This is a genomic window from Streptomyces sp. NPDC001406, assembly GCF_042895285.1.
GTDB lineage: Bacteria > Actinomycetota > Actinomycetes > Streptomycetales > Streptomycetaceae > Streptomyces.
Genome location: NZ_JBIAWG010000001.1, coordinates 20,380 through 39,005, shown reverse-complemented (window position 1 = coordinate 39,005; position 18,626 = coordinate 20,380). Strand labels below are relative to the sequence as shown.

General features: G+C 71.4%; 13 protein-coding genes. 7 read left to right on the top strand and 6 right to left on the bottom strand.

Features of this window, described 5'->3' with window-relative positions; translation table 11 throughout:
- Window positions 1-29: 29 nt before the first annotated feature.
- A complete protein-coding gene (galE, locus tag ACFY1J_RS00145) occupies window positions 30-1,010 on the top strand; it encodes a UDP-glucose 4-epimerase GalE (RefSeq protein ID WP_390706920.1) in 981 nt (326 codons plus the stop codon).
- Window positions 1,011-1,039: 29 nt separating this feature from the next.
- The gene (locus ACFY1J_RS00140; protein ID WP_390706921.1) at window positions 1,040-1,978 is read left to right on the top strand and encodes an ADP-ribosylglycohydrolase family protein; all 939 of its coding nucleotides are present in this window, start codon (window positions 1,040-1,042) and stop codon (window positions 1,976-1,978) included.
- 169 nt (window positions 1,979-2,147) lie between these two features.
- Here ACFY1J_RS00140 and ACFY1J_RS00135 read toward each other — a convergent pair whose 3' ends face one another.
- Window positions 2,148-2,774 carry a TetR/AcrR family transcriptional regulator gene (locus ACFY1J_RS00135; protein WP_390706922.1) on the bottom strand — a complete coding sequence of 209 codons (627 nt, stop codon included), beginning with the start codon at window positions 2,772-2,774 and terminating at the stop codon, window positions 2,148-2,150.
- Between the two features lie 188 nt (window positions 2,775-2,962).
- Between ACFY1J_RS00135 and ACFY1J_RS00130 the strand changes: the two genes are divergently transcribed.
- The 4 genes from ACFY1J_RS00130 to ACFY1J_RS00115 all read left to right on the top strand — a co-directional run bounded on the left by ACFY1J_RS00130 (window position 2,963) and on the right by ACFY1J_RS00115 (window position 8,701).
- Entirely contained in the window at window positions 2,963-3,874 is a 912-nt protein-coding gene (locus tag ACFY1J_RS00130; protein WP_390706923.1) for an ABC transporter permease, read from the top strand.
- Window positions 3,867-4,742 (top strand): ABC transporter ATP-binding protein, encoded by an 876-nt coding sequence (locus ACFY1J_RS00125; RefSeq protein ID WP_390706924.1) that lies wholly within the window; start codon window positions 3,867-3,869, stop codon window positions 4,740-4,742. Before ACFY1J_RS00130 ends, ACFY1J_RS00125 begins: the two co-directional genes overlap by 8 nt.
- Window positions 4,743-4,844: 102 nt before the next feature.
- Window positions 4,845-7,040 (top strand): CDP-glycerol glycerophosphotransferase family protein, encoded by a 2,196-nt coding sequence (locus tag ACFY1J_RS00120; protein WP_390730297.1) that lies wholly within the window; start codon window positions 4,845-4,847, stop codon window positions 7,038-7,040.
- Window positions 7,037-8,701, top strand: coding sequence for a glycosyltransferase family 2 protein (locus ACFY1J_RS00115; protein ID WP_390706926.1), 1,665 nt, complete (start codon window positions 7,037-7,039; stop codon window positions 8,699-8,701). Before ACFY1J_RS00120 ends, ACFY1J_RS00115 begins: the two co-directional genes overlap by 4 nt.
- Before the next feature lie 82 nt (window positions 8,702-8,783).
- On the opposite strand, the gene ACFY1J_RS00110 is transcribed toward ACFY1J_RS00115, so the two are convergent.
- The 5 genes from ACFY1J_RS00110 to ACFY1J_RS00090 all read right to left on the bottom strand — a co-directional run bounded on the left by ACFY1J_RS00110 (window position 8,784) and on the right by ACFY1J_RS00090 (window position 17,743).
- On the bottom strand, window positions 8,784-10,271 hold the full coding sequence (locus tag ACFY1J_RS00110) for a hypothetical protein (protein ID WP_390730296.1): 1,488 nt from the start codon (window positions 10,269-10,271) through the stop codon (window positions 8,784-8,786).
- Entirely contained in the window at window positions 10,252-10,734 is a 483-nt protein-coding gene (locus ACFY1J_RS00105) for a GtrA family protein (RefSeq protein ID WP_390706928.1), read from the bottom strand. Before ACFY1J_RS00105 ends, ACFY1J_RS00110 begins: the two co-directional genes overlap by 20 nt.
- Window positions 10,735-10,889: 155 nt before the next feature.
- A complete protein-coding gene (locus ACFY1J_RS00100) occupies window positions 10,890-15,842 on the bottom strand; it encodes an NAD-glutamate dehydrogenase (protein WP_390706929.1) in 4,953 nt (1,650 codons plus the stop codon).
- A gap of 629 nt (window positions 15,843-16,471) precedes the next feature.
- Window positions 16,472-17,137 carry an HAD family hydrolase gene (locus ACFY1J_RS00095; protein WP_390706930.1) on the bottom strand — a complete coding sequence of 222 codons (666 nt, stop codon included), beginning with the start codon at window positions 17,135-17,137 and terminating at the stop codon, window positions 16,472-16,474.
- A gap of 93 nt (window positions 17,138-17,230) precedes the next feature.
- The gene (locus ACFY1J_RS00090) at window positions 17,231-17,743 is read right to left on the bottom strand and encodes a DUF6912 family protein (protein ID WP_390730295.1); all 513 of its coding nucleotides are present in this window, start codon (window positions 17,741-17,743) and stop codon (window positions 17,231-17,233) included.
- A 332-nt stretch (window positions 17,744-18,075) separates the two neighbouring features.
- On the opposite strand from ACFY1J_RS00090, the gene ACFY1J_RS00085 reads away from it, so the two are divergent.
- Window positions 18,076-18,624 (top strand): Rv3235 family protein, encoded by a 549-nt coding sequence (locus tag ACFY1J_RS00085; protein ID WP_390706932.1) that lies wholly within the window; start codon window positions 18,076-18,078, stop codon window positions 18,622-18,624.
- The last annotated feature ends 2 nt before the right edge of the window (window positions 18,625-18,626 follow it).

Sequence of the window (18,626 nt, the reverse complement as noted above, 5' to 3'; positions counted from 1 at the left end):
CGGGTCACTCTACGAGGGGACGGCCGCACATGACCTGGCTGATCACCGGCGGCGCCGGCTACATCGGGGCACATGTCGTACGGGCGATGGCCGAGGCGGGTGAACGGACGGTGGTGTACGACAACCTGTCCACCGGCCTCGCCGAGCGCGTGCCCGACGGAGTCCCCCTGGTGGCGGGGTCGACGCTGGACGGAGACCGGCTGGCGCGCGCCCTCGCCGAGCACTCCGTCACCGGTGTCGTGCATCTCGCGGCGAAGAAGCAGGTGGGCGAGTCGGTGGACCACCCGCTGGAGTACTACCGGGAGAACGTGGAGGGTCTGCGGGTCCTCCTGGAAGCGGTGACGGCGGCAGAGGTGCCGTCGTTCGTGTTCTCGTCCTCCGCGGCCGTGTACGGCATGCCGGACGTCGACCTGGTGCGGGAGGAGACGCCGTGCGTACCCCTGTCGCCGTACGGCGAGACGAAGCTGGCGGGTGAGTGGCTGGTCCGCGCCACCGGCCGGGCGACCGGGCTGTCCACGGCCTCGCTCCGTTACTTCAACGTGGCCGGCGCGGCCGCCCCGGAACTGGCCGACTCGGGCATCTCCAACCTCATCCCGATGGTGTTCGAGAAACTCACGGAGAACCTGGCCCCGCGCATCTTCGGCGACGACTACCCGACCCCGGACGGCACCTGCGTGCGGGACTACATCCATGTGGTGGACCTGGCCGAGGCCCATGTGACCGTGGCCCGCGCCCTGCAGTCCTCGGCCGGCCACGATCTGACCCTCAACATCGGCCGCGGGGAAGGGGTTTCGGTCCGGGAGATGATCGACTGCATCAACGCGGTCACCGGCTACCACCGTCCCCCGACCGTCACCCCGCGCCGCCCCGGCGATCCGGCCCGGGTCGTCGCCTCCGCCGACCGTATCGCCGTTGAGCTGGGCTGGGAGGCCAAGCACGACGTCGAGGACATGATCACCTCGGCGTGGGAGGGCTGGGTCCGCACACATCCGGAGGCGGCGCGCACCTGACCGTAACCGGAGGGCCTTAGTCTGCCCGGATGACCGAGTCCCCGCGCATCGAACGCGCCATCGGCGCAGTGATCGGCTCCGCGGTCGGCGACGCCCTGGGCGCGCCCTTCGAGTTCGGCCCCGAGGGGGCCTTCTCCGCCCGTTTCCCGAAGCCGGGACAGGGCGGCGAGATGTGCGGAGGCGGCGGCTGGGACCCCGGCGAGGCGACCGACGACACGCAGATGGCCGTGCTGGTCGCCGAGTCCCTGCTGGAGTGCGGCGGGCTCCGACTGCCCGACCTGTTCCGGCGGTTCCAGCGGTGGGCGGCCGCCGGCCCCAAGGACATCGGGCTGCAGACCGAGGCGGTGCTGGGCAGCGGCGACCCGTGGGACACGGCGGCCGCGCTGCACTTCCAGAGCAGTCAGCGCGGCGCCGGAAACGGAGCGCTGATGCGGGCCGCGCCCTCCGCCGTGCACTTCGCGGGCCTCGGGCGGGACCGCACCATGGACGCCGCCCGGCGCATCTCCGCCCTCACCCACGGCGACCGGGCGGCATGGGAGGGGACCGCGCTCTTCCACGAGCTGGTGCGGGTCGGCCTGGACGGCGGCGACCCGCTGGACGCCGTACCGGAGGCGCTGCGGCAGGTCCACCCCGATCACCGGGTCCGGTACGCGGACGTCCTCGCACCCGACTGGCACCCCGACCTGGCCACGGAGTTCAACGGCGCCGTCTGGCCCTGCCTGGGCTCGGCCGTCTGGGCCCTGCGGACCACGTCCACCTACGAGGAGGCGATACGCGCGGCCGTCGACCTCGGCGGCGACACGGACACCGTGGCGGCCGTCACCGGGGGCCTGGCCGGCGCGGTATACGGCATCGACGCCGTCCCGACCCGCTGGACCGAACCCCTGCACGTCCCACTCCCGGGCTTCGGGGGGCGGGTACTACGGACAGAGGAACTGACGGAACTGGCACGACGCCTGAGCCAGTAGCTGCGGGCAGTCGTGCCTCCCCCAAGCTCTTCGAGCAGGGGGGACCCCAGGCGGCACGGTGGGCGGTGGGGGTCCCCCTGCTCGAACGTGGTTGAGAGCTTGGGGGAGGCACCCCGCAAGCGCCGGCGAGCGCACCCACCCCCGCCCAGCAGCAGCCCTGGGCCCAGCCTCACAACGCCTTGAGCGCCGCCGCAGTGGCCCGGGTCAGCGCCTCCAGATACCCCTTCGGCAGCTTCGGACTGCGGATGACGACCGACCGCCAGTACAGCGGCCCGGAGATCAGATCGAGCGCCAGCTCCTCATCGACACCCCGGCGAAGCTCACCCCGCTGCTCGGCCGCCGCAATGATCTTGCTGGCCACCCCCTCCTGCCCGTCCCGCAGCGCCTTCTGCATGGCCTCGGCGATCTCGGGGTTGCGGGCCGCCTCGGCCTGGAGGTCCGGGATGATCTGCGAGGCGACGGGATGGCGCAGCGCGCGGGACGTCACCTCGTACAGCAGCCGCAGGTCGCCCTCCAGGGAGCCCGTGTCCGGGACGGGCAGGCCCAGCACCGCGAGCGCCGACACCACGTCGAGGACCAGGTGCAGCTTGGACTTCCAGCGCCGGTAGACGGCGGTCTTGCCGACACCGGCGCGGCGCGCGATGCCCTCGATGGACATCCGGGCGTAGCCGACGGACGCGAGCTCCTCGAAGACGGCCGCCCGGATGGCCTCGGTCACGTCCTCCCTGAGCACGGCCGCCCCGGCAGGGGTCCGTCGGCGCGGGCGCGTCTGCGGCTCGTCGGCGTTCGTCGTCATGGCGTCAAGCATAGGGCGTTACGACGAAACGGTTGCGTTCCGACGTCGATTGGGCCTACGCTCCCGTTGCGACGATACGGTGCCGTCCCGACGTAAGAAAACGTGAAGAGACGCGTAAGGAAACACAGAGGGACGGACCCGCCGACCGACGCACGCACCCCCACTCCCCCCGAGCGAAAGCAGCGGATGTGAGCCAGGTCCTCGACACACCGCCTCCGACACCGGCCCCGGCCGACGACCTCGCGGCGCTCGCCGCGCGCCACGGGCTCTCGGTCAGCGGCGCGCGCCCCACCCTGCCCGAGTACGTCCGGCAGCTGTGGGAACGGCGCCACTTCATCACCGCCTTCGCCACCGCCAAGCTCACCGCGCAGTACAGCCAGGCGAAGCTCGGCCAGCTGTGGCAGGTCATGAACCCGCTGCTGAACGCGGCGGTGTACTACTTCATCTTCGGTGTCCTGCTGGGCACCAAGCACGGTGTGCCGGACTACATCCCGTTCCTGGTGACGGGCGTGTTCATCTGGACCTTCACCCAGAGCTCGATCCTGGCGGGCACCCGGGCCATCTCCAGCAACCTCGGCCTCGTGCGGGCACTGCACTTCCCCCGGGCCGCGCTGCCGATCTCCTTCTGCCTCCAGCAGCTCCAGCAGCTGCTGTTCTCGATGGCGGCGCTGATCGTCATCCTGCTCTGCTTCGGCGTGCCCGTCGCCGCCTCCTGGCTGCTGGCGCTCCCGGCGCTGGTCCTGCAGTTCACGTTCAACGCCGGCGTCTCGATGATCATGGCCCGGATGGGCGCGAAGACCCCGGACATCGCCCAGCTGATGCCGTTCATCCTGCGGACCTGGATGTATGTCTCCGGCGTCATGTGGAGCATCGACAAGCTGACGAAGAAGGACCATCTGCCGCACCTGCTGACGGTCGCCCTGGAGACCAATCCGGCCGCCGTCTACATCGACCTCATGCGGTACGCGCTGATCGACAGCTTCAAGGCCCACCAGCTGCCCCCGCACGTGTGGGCGGCCGCGACGGGCTGGGCCCTGCTCGCCGGGGTCGGCGGCTTCATCTACTTCTGGAAGGCTGAGGAGACGTACGGCCGTGGCTGACAACGTGAACGACCGCATTCCCGGGAGCGCAATCCCGACCGTCGTCGTCGACAACGTCGACATCGTCTACCGCGTCAACGGCACCGGCGCCGGACGCGGCTCCGCGACGGCCGCCCTGAACCGGATGCTGCGCCGCAAGCAGGCGGAGAAGGCGGCGGGTGTGCGCAAGGTGCACGCGGTCAAGAAGGTCTCCTTCGTCGCGTACAAGGGCGAGGCGATCGGCCTGATCGGCACCAACGGCTCCGGCAAGTCGACGCTGCTGAAGGCGGTCGCGGGGCTCCTCCCGGTGGAGAACGGCCACATCTACACCGACGGCCAGCCCTCACTCCTCGGCGTCAACGCGGCCCTGATGGGCGATCTGACCGGCGAGCGCAACGTCTTCCTCGGCGGTCTGGCCATGGGCATGTCCCGGGAGGAGATCAAGTCCCGCTACCAGGACATCGTCGACTTCTCCGGCATCAACGAGAAGGGCGACTTCATCACCCTCCCGATGCGGACGTACTCCTCCGGCATGGGCGCCCGGCTGCGCTTCTCGATCGCGGCCGCCAAGGACCACGACGTCCTGCTGATCGACGAGGCCCTCGCCACCGGCGACCGCTCCTTCCAGAAGCGCTCCGAGGAACGGATCCGCGAGCTGCGCAAGCACGCGGGCACGGTGTTCCTGGTCAGCCACAACAACAAGTCGATCCGGGACACCTGCGACCGGGTGCTGTGGCTGGAGCGCGGCGAGCTGCGCATGGACGGACCGACGGAGGACGTCCTCAAGGAGTACGAGGCGTTCACCGGCGACAAGGGGCCCAAGAAGGCACCGCCGAAGCAGGCGGCACAGCCGAAACCGGCGGCGGAAAAGGTCCCTCTTCCTTCCTGAGCCCCTCCACCGGCGCAAGAACTTTTATCCCTTTCATCCGCTCAATGACACTATGGCGGGAAAGGTGCGGCCGGAGACGACGAGGCGAAGGAGTCCACCGCGATGCCCGAACTCAGCGTCGTCGTCCACGGCCCGAACACCCAGGACCGGCTGACCGCGCTCCTCGACTCGCTCGACGCCCGGCCCCTCCCGGACGCCGAGGTGATCGTGGTCGCGGTCGGCGACTGGGCCAGGGAGACGGCCGAGGGGCACGCCCCGGAGACGGTGGTACTGCCCCTGCCGGTCGGGACGGGCGACGCGGCGGCCCGGGCCGCGGGAGCCGCGCGGGCCACCGGCCGCTGGCTGCACTTCGTCCACGCCAAGGACGGCCTGCCGGCCGGCGCCGCCCGCATGATCGCCGAGCGCGCCGCGGAACTGCCCGACACGGTGGACGTCCTGCTCTTCGACCATGTCGCCACCACCTGGCAGACGTCCGGCACGGCATCCGGCGACGGCCGCGTCCTGGCCCGCGCGGGCCGCGCCGACCTCGCCCTCGACGACGCGGCCGACCTGCTGCGCATCACCCCGCTCCTCGGCAACCGCGCCCTGCGCACGGAGTTCTGGCGGGCGCACGAGCGGCGACTCGGCCGCGACGACGAGCCGTACGTCGCGTACGCCACCCTCCTGGACGCGGGCCGGGTCGCCTGCCTCAACCAAGTCGCCTACGAGGACCGCCGGTTGCGCCCGGAGAGCCTCCCGCCGCTCACACCCGAGCAGCACTACGCGCTCATCGAGCGGTACGAGACCCTCCTGCCCCGGGTCAAGGAGCGTCCCGCCGCCCGCGCCGTCCTCTACGACATCATGGTCCGCGACCTGCTGCGCACCTTCGCCCGTGCGGACATGCCCGACCCGGTGGCCCGGGAGTTCTTCCGCCGCTCCTCCCTGGCCGCGGTCCGCTGGCGCCCCGAGGGCCACCGCCACCCGGCAGGCGTCGAAGGCATCCGCCGCGGCCTCCTCGAAGAGGGCGCCTACACCAAGTACCGCGCCTTCCAGGCCGCCAACCGCACCCGCCGTGCGGCGAGGTCGGCGCTGCGGACCCGCAAGCGGCGGCTGGGCGCGAAGCTCCGCGACCACCGGTACCGCCGGGCACTGGACCGCCCGGTCGACCCCGACCTGGCCGTCTTCTCCGCCTACTGGGACCGCGGGGTCGCCTGCAACCCGGCCGCGATCGCCGCCGAGCTCGCCGAACTCGCCCCGCGGATCCACCCGGTGTGGGTGGTGACCCGGGACAACGCGCCGCTCCTGCCGCCCGGCACGGACCATGTGATCCCCGGCACCCGCCGCTACTGGGAGGTGCTGGCCACCGCCAAGTACCTGACGAGCAACGTCAACTTCCCCAACACGGTGGTCAAACGCCCCGACGCGATCCATCTGCAGACCCACCACGGCACCCCCCTCAAACGGATGGGCCTGGACCAGATGCAGCACCCGGCCGCCGCCAAGGGCATGGACTTCGCCGCGCTGCTGGCCCGCATCGACAAGTGGGACTACAGCGTCTCCGCGAACAGCCACTCCACCCGCATGTGGGAGCGCGCCTATCCCTCCCGCTACGTCTCCCTCGACTACGGCTATCCGCGCAACGACGTCTTCTACTCCGCCACCGCGTCCGACATCCGCGCGATCCGCGCCCGCCTGGGCATCGCCCCCGGCGCGACCGCCGTCCTCTACGCCCCCACCCACCGCGACTACGAGGCCGGCTGGACCCCCCGCCTCGACCTGGCCGCGCTCGCGGACCGCCTGGGCGAGAACACCGTCCTGCTGGTCCGCGGCCACTACTTCTACGGCGGCGCGGCCTCCCCCCTGGCCGGTCTGCGCCGCACGGGCAGGGTCGTGGACGTCTCGTCGTACGACCCGGTCGAGGAGCTGTCCCTGGCCGCCGACGCCCTGATCACGGACTACTCGTCGATCATGTTCGACTACGCCAACCTCGACCGCCCGATCGTCATCTACGCCGACGACTGGGAGACGTACGCGACGACCCGCGGTGTCTACTTCGATCTGATGTCCGAGGCACCGGGGCAGGTGGCCCGCACCCAGGAGGAACTGGCGGAGATCTTCACCTCCGGCGCCTGGCGCGACGAGACCGCGACCAAGGCGCGGGCGGTGTTCCGGCGCCGGTTCTGCGAGTACGACGACGGGCGCGCCGCCGAGCGCGTCGTACGACGGGTCTTCCTCGGCGAGAGCGAGGAGTCGCTGCCACCGGTCGTCCCGGTGGAACAACGCACACCGGCACCGACCCCCGAGGAGGCCGCCTCATGACCCCCGACGTCACGGTGACGGTGATCGTTCACAACGACGCGGCACGCCTGCCCAGGGCGGTCGCCTCGGTACGCCGCCAGACGCATCGCAACCTGGAGATCGTCATCAGCGACGACCACTCCACGGACGAGACCCCGTCGGTGGCCCGGGAGCTGGCGGCCCAGGACCCCCGCATCCGCTGTATCCGCCTGCCGGAGAACAGCGGCGGCTGCAGCGCCCCGCGCAACCGGGCCCTGGAGATCGCCCGGGCGCCGTATCTGATGTTCCTGGACAGCGACGACGAGCTGCCGGCGAACGCCGTCGAACTGCTCCTGGCCGCACACCGCGAGCGCAAGGTCGACTTCACGATGGGCGCGGTACGGCGCATACGGGTGGACAGCGGCCATCGCTCGACCTGGATGCCGCACCTGGTGTCCGCGCGCCGGACGCTCGAGGGCATAGCGGCGGACCCGCGGCTCCTCTTCGAGCACCTGTCGACGAGCAAGATGTACGCGCGGGCCTTCCTGGACCGCCACGACCTGCGCTTCCCGGAGGGCATCCACTACGAGGACCAGCTGTTCTCGGCACAGGCGTACTGCCTGGCGCGGGCGTTCACGATCATCCCGGACCCCGTGTACATCTGGTACATAGCCCCGTACGCGACCGGGCACGCCGCGTCGATCTCCAACCAGCGGCACAAGCTGAGCAATGTCGGCGACCGCGTCCATGTCCAGCGCCTGATCGACGACTTCCTGGCCGAGAGCGGGCACGCGTCGCTGCGCGAGGACAAGGACTACAAGTTCCTCAAGCACGACTTCCGTATGTACGCCGGGGACCTGCCCCACCGGGACGAGGAGTGGCTGCGGTCCTTCGCCGGGATCGTGACGCCGTACCTCGACACCCTGACACCGGCCGCGTACGCCCGCCTGCCCCGCCCGGAACGGGTGGTCCTGCAACTGGTCCGCGACGGCCGTCTGCCCGAGGCACAGCTGGCGGCGCGCGGCCTGGGCCACGGGGTGGCACCGAGGCGGGTGACGACGGACGGGGCGGACGGCGGCACGTACTGGGGCGACCGGATCCCGGCCTCGGCCGAGGCCCGCCGCGAACTGGACGTGACGGACCTGGAGCTGGACACCCGCCCCTTCCCGAGCGCCCAGTTCCGCCACGAGATCACCGGGATCACGCGCGGCCCGGGCGCCTCGCTGGACCTCTCGATCCGCAGCTACGACCCCGGCCTGCGCCTTCCGCCCGGCCCGCACCGCGCGAGCATCCTGCTGGCCACGGGCCGGCGCCGGCTCACAGTGCCCTTCCGGCTGACGCCCGTCCGCCCCGGCGTCTTCGAGGGCCGGGCCCGTCTGGACCTGTCGGCGGCCCCCGTCCCCCTCCACGGCTTCGCCGGCACCCGTCACCCGTTGCTCCGCATCGAACACCAGGGCCTGGCCCACACCGGCCTCCTCCTGGCCCCGCTGGACTTCCCCTCCCTGAGCGCGCGCATCGACTACCGCTCCGGTGCGGCCCCGCACCGGATCACCGTCGAGCCCGAGGGCCGCGGCCCCGGGCGCCTCCAGATCCGCTGGTGCCCGGTGGGGGTGACGGCACGGGTGACCCGGCCGGTCGTACGGCGGGTGGCGCGGCCGCGGGTGCGGCGCGTGGTGCGGCTGGTGGCGAGCGCGCTGAGGTGACGCGGGCCGGTCGCTTCCCGGCTCGGGTGACGCGGGCCGGTAGCCTCCCGGCTCGGGTGACGCGGGCCGGTAGCCTCCCGGCTCAGTGCCGTACCGCGTACAGCACCTGGCCGCCCGGCCCCTGGGCCACCGCCCGCAGCCCCGCGTCCCGAAGGGCGTTCCCGGTGTCCACCACCCACCGCACCCCGTACTCCCGTGCGATCTGCTGCCGCTGGCTCTGCGGCGTTCCCGCGGCGAAGTAGCGCCGGACCGCGGCAGTGCGCCGCCCCTCGTCCGGCAGGAAGACATCGGGATAGCCGGGAGCGACGGTGTACGGCCCGTAGGCGGGGATCTGCCGGGCCGGGAACGTCCGGGCCATGACGACGTCCCCGTACTTCACCCACGGCGTGATCCACCGGTACCCGGCCCATGGCGCCCGGTACTCGGCCGCGACCACGCCCGGCAACGCGCTCTTCGGCACGACGTACCCCACCGTCCCGACCTGCGTCCACGCCCCCACGGCCAGCGCGGCGGCCAGCACACCCGCCCACCCGGTCCGTACCGCCCGCGTGCGCCCCGGCACCGGCAACACCTCCAGCGCGGCGGCGAGCTGAGCCGGGATCAGCGCGGCGGGCAGCGCGCGCCCCCACGCGTAGTGACCGCTCACCCCGCCCAGCACGAACACGGCCGCTCCCAGCACGAAGAAGATCACCAGTGGATCCCGGCGGTCCCGCCGCCACCGCAGCACCAGCGCGGCCACTCCGAGCAGCACCAGCCCGAACCGTCCGGGCAACTGCCGGTACAGCGACCGGTGGATGGCCTCAAGGTCCGCACCGGCCGAGAAGAGCGAGAAGAAGGCGTAGTACGGCCACGCCCACAGCACCACCAGTCCCAGTGCCACCCCGGCGCCCAGCCGCAACAGCGCCTGCCGGCCCGATCGCGCCGCGGCCACGGTGGCGAGGGCGCCCAGCGAGGCCACGACCCCTGAGAACTGGTGGACCAGCAGGATCACTGCCCACAGCACGCCGAGTCCCAGCCACGCCGCCCAGCCCGCGCCGGTGCGCAGCGCCCCCGTCAGCCATGCCCACAGGTGGAAGGAGAGTCCGAGCGCGAACACGCTCGGGTACGACACGGTCAGCGCGAGGGAGTTCAGCCCGAGGAAGCCGCTCCAGTTGAACAGCACCGGCCCCCACAGGAACAGCAGGCACAGGAGGGCGAGCGCGGGCGCGGCCCGATGCGCGCTCAGCGTCCGGACGTACCGCCACACCCCCGAGACGAGCAGTGTCAGCCCGGCGACCGCGCCGATGCGCAGCACCACGAACACCGACAGTCCGGTGATCCGGGCGATGCCGCCGAGCACCAGCATCCACGGCGAGTAGTACGGGCTCGGGGTGTCCGCGTCGACGAGCGGATTGCCGGGGTGCAGGAGGCTGTGCCGCAGGCGTTCCACGGTGGCCGCGTGCATGCCGAGATCGCCCGCCCAGGGGAGGCGGACGATCACCAGGAGCAGCAGGACCAGGACGAGCGCGGCGGCGGCCTGCGGGAGCGCTCTGCCGGCGGTCGCCGCGGTGCTACGCGGCTCGGCGCGCATCCTGCTGGAAGACCCAGGTGCGGTAGACGAGGAAACGGAACGCGGAGGCGAGGACGATCGACAGCGCCTTGACCATGTTCGACTCCAAAGGCCCGTGCAGGCCGAGGCCGTGATATCCGGCGTAGAACAGACCGCTTTCCATGACGACACCAAGGCCACTGAAAACGAAGAACAGTACGATTTGCCGCCGGGTTCGGGAAGCCCGGTCACGGTAAGCAAAAAAGCGGAAGCCCACATAATTCGTGGCCATGGCAATACAGCTCGCCAGCACCGTGGCGACCATCGCCCGCCAGCCCAGGCCGTGCAGCAGCAGATTGAACACCAGGAAATTGACGAGTACGCCACTGCCGCCGACGACCCCGAATTTCACCACTTCGAGGACGACTCGGGCGACCGGCCGGGCATCCGGGGCGGGGGCCGGCGCGGTCACTGCCGGACGGGTCTCGGTTAGGTTCACTGTCACGCGGCAGACCTTATCCGAAACACCACGATTAGCAGGAAACGGTAAATTCGTCGCCCGGTTTTCCCTAAGCGACGGCAAGAGCAGAACGGGAGCGCGCACGGAAACGGGGGCGCCCCGAGCCGTGACGGCCCGGGGCGCCCCCGTCGGGACATCGCCTACGAATGCGTGCGCAGCAGCGTCCGCATCGTCCGCATGGCCACCGACAGGTTGGCCAGGTCGAAGGAGTCCGAGCTGCGGATCTCCTCCAGGGTGGTGCGCGCCCGGCCCAGGATCGCCCCGTTCTTCTGCTCCCAGGCCTTGAAGCGCTGCTCGGGAGTCGAGCTGCCGTTGCCGACGGCGAGGACGTCCGCGGTGAGCGCCGCGTGGGCCGCATACAGGTCCTCGCGGATGGAGGCGCGGGCCATGGACTGCCAGCGGTCGGCACGGGGCAGCTCGATGATGCGGTCCATGAGCTGGGTGATGCCGAGACGGTCGGCGAGGTCGTAGTAGACCTCGGCGACCTCCAGCGGCTCCGTGCCCGTGCGGTCGGCCACCGAGACGATGTCCAGCGCCGGGAAGGCGGAGGAGAAACCGGCCACGCGCGTCGCGAGCTCGTCCGGCACACCGGCGCCGGACAGCTCGTCGTACACGTGCTGGTACCACTCCAGGTCCGCGCCGCGCAGCAGCTTCGGCATCTGCTGCCAGACCTGCTCGACCCGCTCCGAGAAGAAGTCGACGGTCTCGGCGAGCTCCAGCGGCTGTGGCCGGTTGTTGAGCAGCCAGCGCGTGCCGCGCTCGACCAGACGGCGCGAGTGCAGCCGGATCCGGGTCTGGACGGCGGCCTCGACCTTGTTGTCCAGGCCCTCGACCGCGTCCCACACGGACGCCGAGCGGAAGATCGTGCGGGCCACGGTCTGGGCGCGGACGATCTCCTCCAGCGAAGCGCCGGTCTCCTCGCGCAGCCGGTGCAGGTACGTCGTACCACCCGTGTTGACCGTGTCGTTGACCAGGACGGTGGTCGTGATCTCACGGCGCAGGGGGTGGCTGTCGACCCCGTCGGCGAACCGCTCGCGCAGCGCCGTCGGGAAGTACGCGTGCAGCAGAGTGCGCAGATACGGGTCGTCCGGCAGCGAGGTGTCCAGCAGCTCGTCGGCGACCGTGATCTTCGTGTACGCCAGCAGGACGGCGGTCTCCGGGCTGGTCAGGCCCAGCCCCAGGTTGAGCCGCTCGCGGATCTGCCGGTCGGTGGGCAGGAACTCCAGGGCCCGGTCGAGGTGGCCCTCGCGCACCAGGTGGCGGATGAACCGCTGCTGGGCGTGGAGCATGTCCTTGGACTGGGCCAGCGCGTTGGCGATCGCCACGTTCTGCGCGTAGTTGTTGCGCAGCACCAGGGCGCCGACCTCGTCGGTCATCTCGGCGAGCAGCTTGTTGCGCTGCTTCACCGTCATGTCGCCGTCCGTGACCAGACCGTTGAGCAGGATCTTGATGTTCACCTCGTGGTCGGAGGTGTCCACACCGGCGCTGTTGTCGATCGCGTCGGTGTTGATCTTGCCGCCGTGCGTCGCGAACTCGATGCGGCCCAGCTGGGTCAGACCCAGGTTGCCGCCCTCGCCGACGACCTTGACCCGCAGGTCCTTGCCGTCGACGCGGATCGCGTCGTTGGCCTTGTCGCCGACGTCGGCGTTGGACTCGGTGGAGGCCTTGACGTACGTACCGATGCCGCCGTTCCACAGCAGGTCCACCGGCGCCTTGAGGATCGCCTTCATCAGATCGGCCGGGGTCACCTTGGTGGCGCCCACCTCGATGCCGAGGGCCTCACGGATGTGCGAGTTGACCGGGATCGACTTGGCGCTGCGCGGGAAGATCCCGCCGCCCGCCGAGAGCAGTTCGGTGTTGTAGTCGGCCCAGCTGGAGCGGGGCAGCTCGAACAGACGGCGGCGCTCGGCGTAGGAGGTGGCCGCGTCCGGGGTCGGGTCGATGAAGATGTGCCGGTGGTCGAAGGCGGCGACCACGCGGATGTGCTCGCTCAGCAGCATGCCGTTGCCGAACACGTCACCGGACATGTCACCGATGCCGACGACCGTGAAGTCCTCGCTCTGCGTGTCGACGTCGAGCTCGCGGAAGTGCCGCTTGACGGACTCCCAGGCGCCGCGGGCGGTGATGCCCATGCCCTTGTGGTCGTAGCCCGCGGAGCCACCGGAGGCGAAGGCGTCGCCGAGCCAGAAGTTGTACGACTGCGCGACCTCGTTGGCGATGTCCGAGAACGTCGCCGTGCCCTTGTCGGCCGCGACCACCAGGTAGGTGTCGTCCTCGTCGTGCCGGACGACGTCCGCCGGGGGCACGACCTCGCCGGCCACCATGTTGTCGGTGATGTCCAGCAGCGCCGAGATGAAGGTCTTGTAGCTGGCGATGCCCTCGGCCAGCCACGCGTCCCGGTCCACGCTCGGGTCCGGCAGCTGCTTGGCGACGAAGCCGCCCTTGGCGCCGACGGGCACGATGACGGTGTTCTTCACCATCTGCGCCTTGACCAGGCCGAGGATCTCGGTACGGAAGTCCTCACGCCGGTCGGACCAGCGCAGACCGCCTCGCGCGACCTTGCCGAAGCGCAGGTGCACACCCTCGACGCGCGGCGAGTACACCCAGATCTCGTACGCCGGGCGCGGCGCCGGAAGGTCGGGGATCGCCTGCGGGTCGAACTTCATCGACACGTAGTCGTGCGGCTTGCCGCCCCGCGACTCCTGGAAGAAGTTCGTGCGCAGCGTCGCCTTGATGACGGTGAGGAACGAGCGCAGGATGCGGTCCTCGTCGAGGCTTGCCACCTGGTCGAGGGCGGCGTCGAGCTCTTCGAGGAGCGCGTCGACGATCTCCAGCCCGGCGCGCTGGCGGTCCGGGGACATCCGCGCCTCGAAGAGGGAGACGAGGAGCCGGGTGGTGTGGACGTTGGTTCGGAGGGTGTCCTCCATGTAGTCCTGGCTGAAGGTGGAGCCGGCCTGCCGCAGGTACTTGGCGTACGCGCGCAGCACCGTCGCCTGCCGCCAGGTCAGCCCGGCGCCCAGCACGAGGGCGTTGAAGCCGTCGTTCTCCGCCTTGCCGGTCCAGGTCGCCTCGAAGGCCTCCTGGAAGCGCTCACGGCCGTCGTCACCGAGGTAGTCGCCGTTGGCGCCGCCCAGCGACTTGGGGATGCGCAGACCGAAGTCGTAGATCCAGGCGGTCGCCCGGTCCGCGCAGCGCAGCTCGTACGGCCGCTCGTCGATCACGTCGACGCCGAGCCGGCTGAGGACCGGCAGCACGGCGGACAGGGAGATCGCGGCGCCCTTGCGGTAGATCTTGAAGCGGCGCTCGTCGGGGGCGGCACCCACCGGCTCGTACAGGCTGAACGAGAAGTCGTTGCCCTGCGCCTCGCTGATCCGCTCCAGGTGGACGAGGTCGGCGACCGCAGCACGCGGAGTGTGGTCGGCCTTGTAGCCCTCGGGGAAGGCGTTGTTGTAGCGGCGCAGCAGCTCGGCGGCGCGCTCCTCGCCCAGCTCGGCGTTGAGCGCCTCGGCGAATCCGTCGGCCCAGGAGCGGGCCGCCTCGACGAGTCGCGCCTCGATGCGCTCCTTGTCGCCGTCGCTGAGCTGGGGCAGCTCGGTGCCCTGCGGGACGCGGATGACGAAGTGCAGCCGGGAGAGGATCGACTCGGTGTTCCAGGCGGTGAAGTCGACGCTGGTGCCGCCGAGCTCCTCCTTCAGGATGTCGATGATCCGCAGCCGCACGCCGGTGGTGTAGCGGTCGCGGGGCAGATAGACGAGGGCGGAGTAGTAGCGGCCGTACTCGTCCTGGCGCAGGTAGAGGCGCAGCCGCCGCCGCTCCTGCAGATACAGGACGGAGGTGGCGATGGCGCGCAGCTCGTCAGTGGGCGTCTGGAAGAGCTCGTCGCGCGGGTAGGTCTCCAGGATCTGCAGCAGGTCGCGTCCGTCGTGGCTGCTGGGCAGGAACCCGGCGCCCTTGAGCACCTCGTCGACCTTGCGCCGGATGACCGGCACGCGGCGGACCGACTCGGTGTAGGCGGCGGAGGAGAACAGGCCCAGGAAGCGGCGCTCCCCGATGACGTTCCCGTCCTTGTCGAACTTCTTCACGCCGACGTAGTCGAGGTACGACGGCCGGTGCACGGTGGCCCGGCTGTTGGCCTTGGTCAGGACGAGGAGCTTGTGCTCGCGGGCCTTGGCGCGGGCGTCGGCCGGGAGCCGCTCGAAGGAGGGGCTGACGGGGTGGCTCTCGTCGGTCGCGTGGTGCGGGTCGGAGCGCAGTATGCCGAGCCCGGTGCCCGGCACCGCCGCCAGCGAGTCGTCCTCGCGCAGCTGGTACTCGCGGAATCCGAGGAAGGTGAAGTGGTCGGCGGACAGCCAGCGCAGCAGCTCGCGGGCCTCCTCGACCTCGGCGGCGGGGAGGTCGGCGGGGAAGGCCTCGCCGTCGAGCCCCTCGGCGATGCGCAGCGCCGCGTCCCGCATCTTCTCCCAGTCCTCGACGGCCTCGCGGGCGTCGGACAGGACACGCAGCAGATCGGCGGTGATCTGCTTCAGGTCGGCGCGGTCGGTCTCACGGTCGATCTCGACGTGGATCCAGGACTCCACGTGCGCGTCGTGCGGGAGGTCGCCGCCGGCCTGCGGGGCGGGCAGCACCTCGATGAGCTTGCCGGTGAGGTCGCGCCGGACGACGATCTGCGGGTGGATGACGACGTGGATGCCGCGGCCCTGCCGGGTCAGCTCGTTCGTCACGGAGTCGACGAGGAAGGGCATGTCGTCGGTGACGACCTCGACGACGGTGTGGCTGCAGGTCCACCCGTTCTCTTCGACGGTCGGGGTGTGGACCCGCACATTGGCCGTGCCCTGAGGACGGCTCTCGGCGAGACGGTAGTGCGAGACCGCGGCTCCGAAGACATCGACCGGGTCGCGGTCGGAGAGGTCTTCCGGGGCGGTGTGCAGGTAGTAACGCTGGAGGAACGCGAGCACGGATGCCTGGTCCGGGGTGCCCGGGGTGCCCTCGCTCGTCGTCCCAGTCGGTAGGTGCCCCCCGACCGGGCTGTTCTCAGCTACCCGGGCGGCCCGTTCGAGCAGCTCGGCCTTGGCTTCGTCCAGCTTGGTCTGCATTGTCCTCTGGCTCCTGTCGCGCGCCGTTGCGTGACGTAGAAGGAAGTACGGTCCCTTCCCCTGCGGCTCGACGCCACGGCCCGGGGTGTCCGGTCCGTTCCGACGCTATGCCGCAAGGTGAGATGAGCGGGGGGTATTCAGCCATTCTCGACGCGCCCACCGGATGTGACGCTGCTCTCCGCGACGCCCTAGCCGGGGGTGTGTGTGGCGCCTCGGGGGCACTTGCGCCCCCGTCCCGCCCGGGAAGACCAGCGATCGCCGCCCGGTCACGGATGTCGTCCGTGTTCACCGGGCGCAGGGCAGGGGCGACGGTGCCCCCGCGAGCTATCGCGCTGATCACGCCACAAGGCTATCGCTCATTACCCGGGGCCCGTCATGAGCCGTATGTGTACAAAACCAGGGGTCGAAGTTTGACGTTCTGCACAGGGGCGGAGACGCCGCGGGAGGCGTATCCGCGCCGTCGGCGACCGGAGCGACGGGCGGGGCTGCCGGGGTGACCTGGGCAACCGCGCGATGACGGCGGGGCGGCCGGGCACGGTTGGGCGGGACCGGGGTCCAGGTGGCGGGTGGTGGGCGGTCCAGCGATGGTGCGGGGGAAGTCCAGCGGGGGCCGAGGCCGGCTGTACGGCTCAGGCCGCCAGCCGCTCCGCCTCCGCCACGGCCTCCGCCAGGCTGTCCACCACCGGCACCCCTGCCTCTTCGAGGCTGGCCCGGCCGTGCGACCCCCCGGTGTACAGCACGGCCTGCGCGCCCACGTGCCGCGCGGCCACCGCGTCGTCGGCGGCGTCCCCGATCACCACCGTGCGCGAGGGCTCCACCCCGGTCAGCGCCTCCAGGTGCCGGACCATGTGCTCGGCCTTGCTGCCCCCGGACGGCCCGACCCGGCCCTCGACGCGTATGAAGTGCGCCTCGATCCCGAACCCCCGCACCAGCGGCACGAGTTCCTCGTGCACATACATGCTCAGCAGCGACTGGCTGTGCCCCGACGACCGCCAGCCCGTCAGCAGCTCGACCGCGCCCTCGGTGAGCCCGCAGCGGAGCCGGTGCTCGGCGTAGTACCGGTGGAAGACGTCGTCCATGGCCTCCCACTCGGCCCGGGTCGGCAGCCGCCCCATCAGCCGCTCGTAGAACCTGGGCACCGGCACGCAGTACAGCGCCCGGTACTGCTCCAGCGTGATCGGCTCCAGGCCGAGCTCGGCCGATGCCGCGTTCGTCGCGCCGATGATCGCGTCATTGTCGTGGAACAGCGTCCCGTTCCAGTCCCAGACGATGTGCGCGCCTGTGTGCTTCCCCATGCGCTTCCCCATGCCCAAAAACGTACCCGCCGCCACTGACAATCATGAATGCCCGCAGGTCAGAGGCGCCTGGGGCGTATGAAGCAAGGGACGTCAGACGAGCCCGACCAGGTTGGGGATCTCCTGCGTCGCGAACCACAGCAGCTCGTGGTCCTCGGCCTCGTCCACCACGAACTGGGCGTCGTCGTCCCCGCCGTCCGCCGCCTCCAGCGCCTGCGCCGCGGCGGCCACGTCCCGCTCCGCGTCGTCCGCGTCGACGTGCACCGCGGCCGCCTTGGCCAGCCGCACCGCCCCGGCCACCCGTACCTCGCCCAGCGCCGCCGGCTCCAGCGCGCGGTCCGGGTCCGCCGTCGCCGCCGAGTCGGCCACGTCGACGGCGACCACGACCCGGCGCCGGGCCGCCTCCGAATCCGCCGCCAGCAGCCGCAGCGAGGCCAGTGCGGCCCGGCTCAGCGCCGCGTACTCGAGTTCCTCGATGTCGTCCGAGAGGTACCACTCGCGCAGCGCGGGCGTGACGGCGTACGCGACGAACGGACCGGCCCCGAGCTCGCCCGTCTTGTACGCCTCGGCGAGACCGGGGAGGGTCAGGGGGACGTAGACGCGCATGGCTGGCCGCTCTTTCGTGGTCGGAGGCTCCGCTCGAGGCCCCGGGGAGGGCGGTCCCGCGTCTCCCGGAGGGCCTTCAGGATACGTGCGGGCGTCCCCTTTCGGGTCCCTGCCCATGCCCCCGGACGCGTCCACCCGACGCCCCGGGACTCACCCGGTGCCGCCCGGTACCCGCCGGGTTCCGCACCCTCGCGACCACTCGGATAGGTGAACCCTGCGTCCCCTCGACGCGGGCTCCGGCTTCCTTGCCGCCGCCGTCGGCGCCCCCGTACAAGATCCCCACCAGCAAGTTACCGCCCGGTATCCGCCGGGCCCGCCGAACGGGGACCTCCATGAACAAGGTCATGACCAGGACAGCCAAGCCCCGCCCGGGCACCCGCCCACCGAGCCGCCGCGACCCCCGCCGCCCCGGCGGTGCGGCCCCCAGGACACCGGTCAGCGGGGCGGCACGCGGTCCCCGGACTCCGGGGACGACCGATACGGCCCCGGCCACCGGGACGGGCCGTACGACGCCAGGCACGGCGCCCGGGCCCGTCAGGGCTCCCCGGCCCACCGATCTCTTCGCCGACCGCCTGCTCGCCGTCCTGAGCGGCCAGCGCCCCGTCCACTGGATGCTCCGGCACACCGCCGGCCGCGCCTACGACGAACTCGCCCGCCTCGCCGAACGCGGCCCCCTGCGCACCCGCGGGGCCCGCCCCGTCGTCCGCGACATCGGGTACTACGTCCCGCGGACCGGCGCCATCGAGGCCTTCGCCCGCATCGGCGCCGGCGACCGGCTCCGAGCCATGGCCTTCCGCCTGGAACAGGGCCCCGACCTTCGCTGGCGCTGCACCGCGGTGGAACTGGGCGGCCCGCGCACCCCACGGACGGACGACGACTAGGC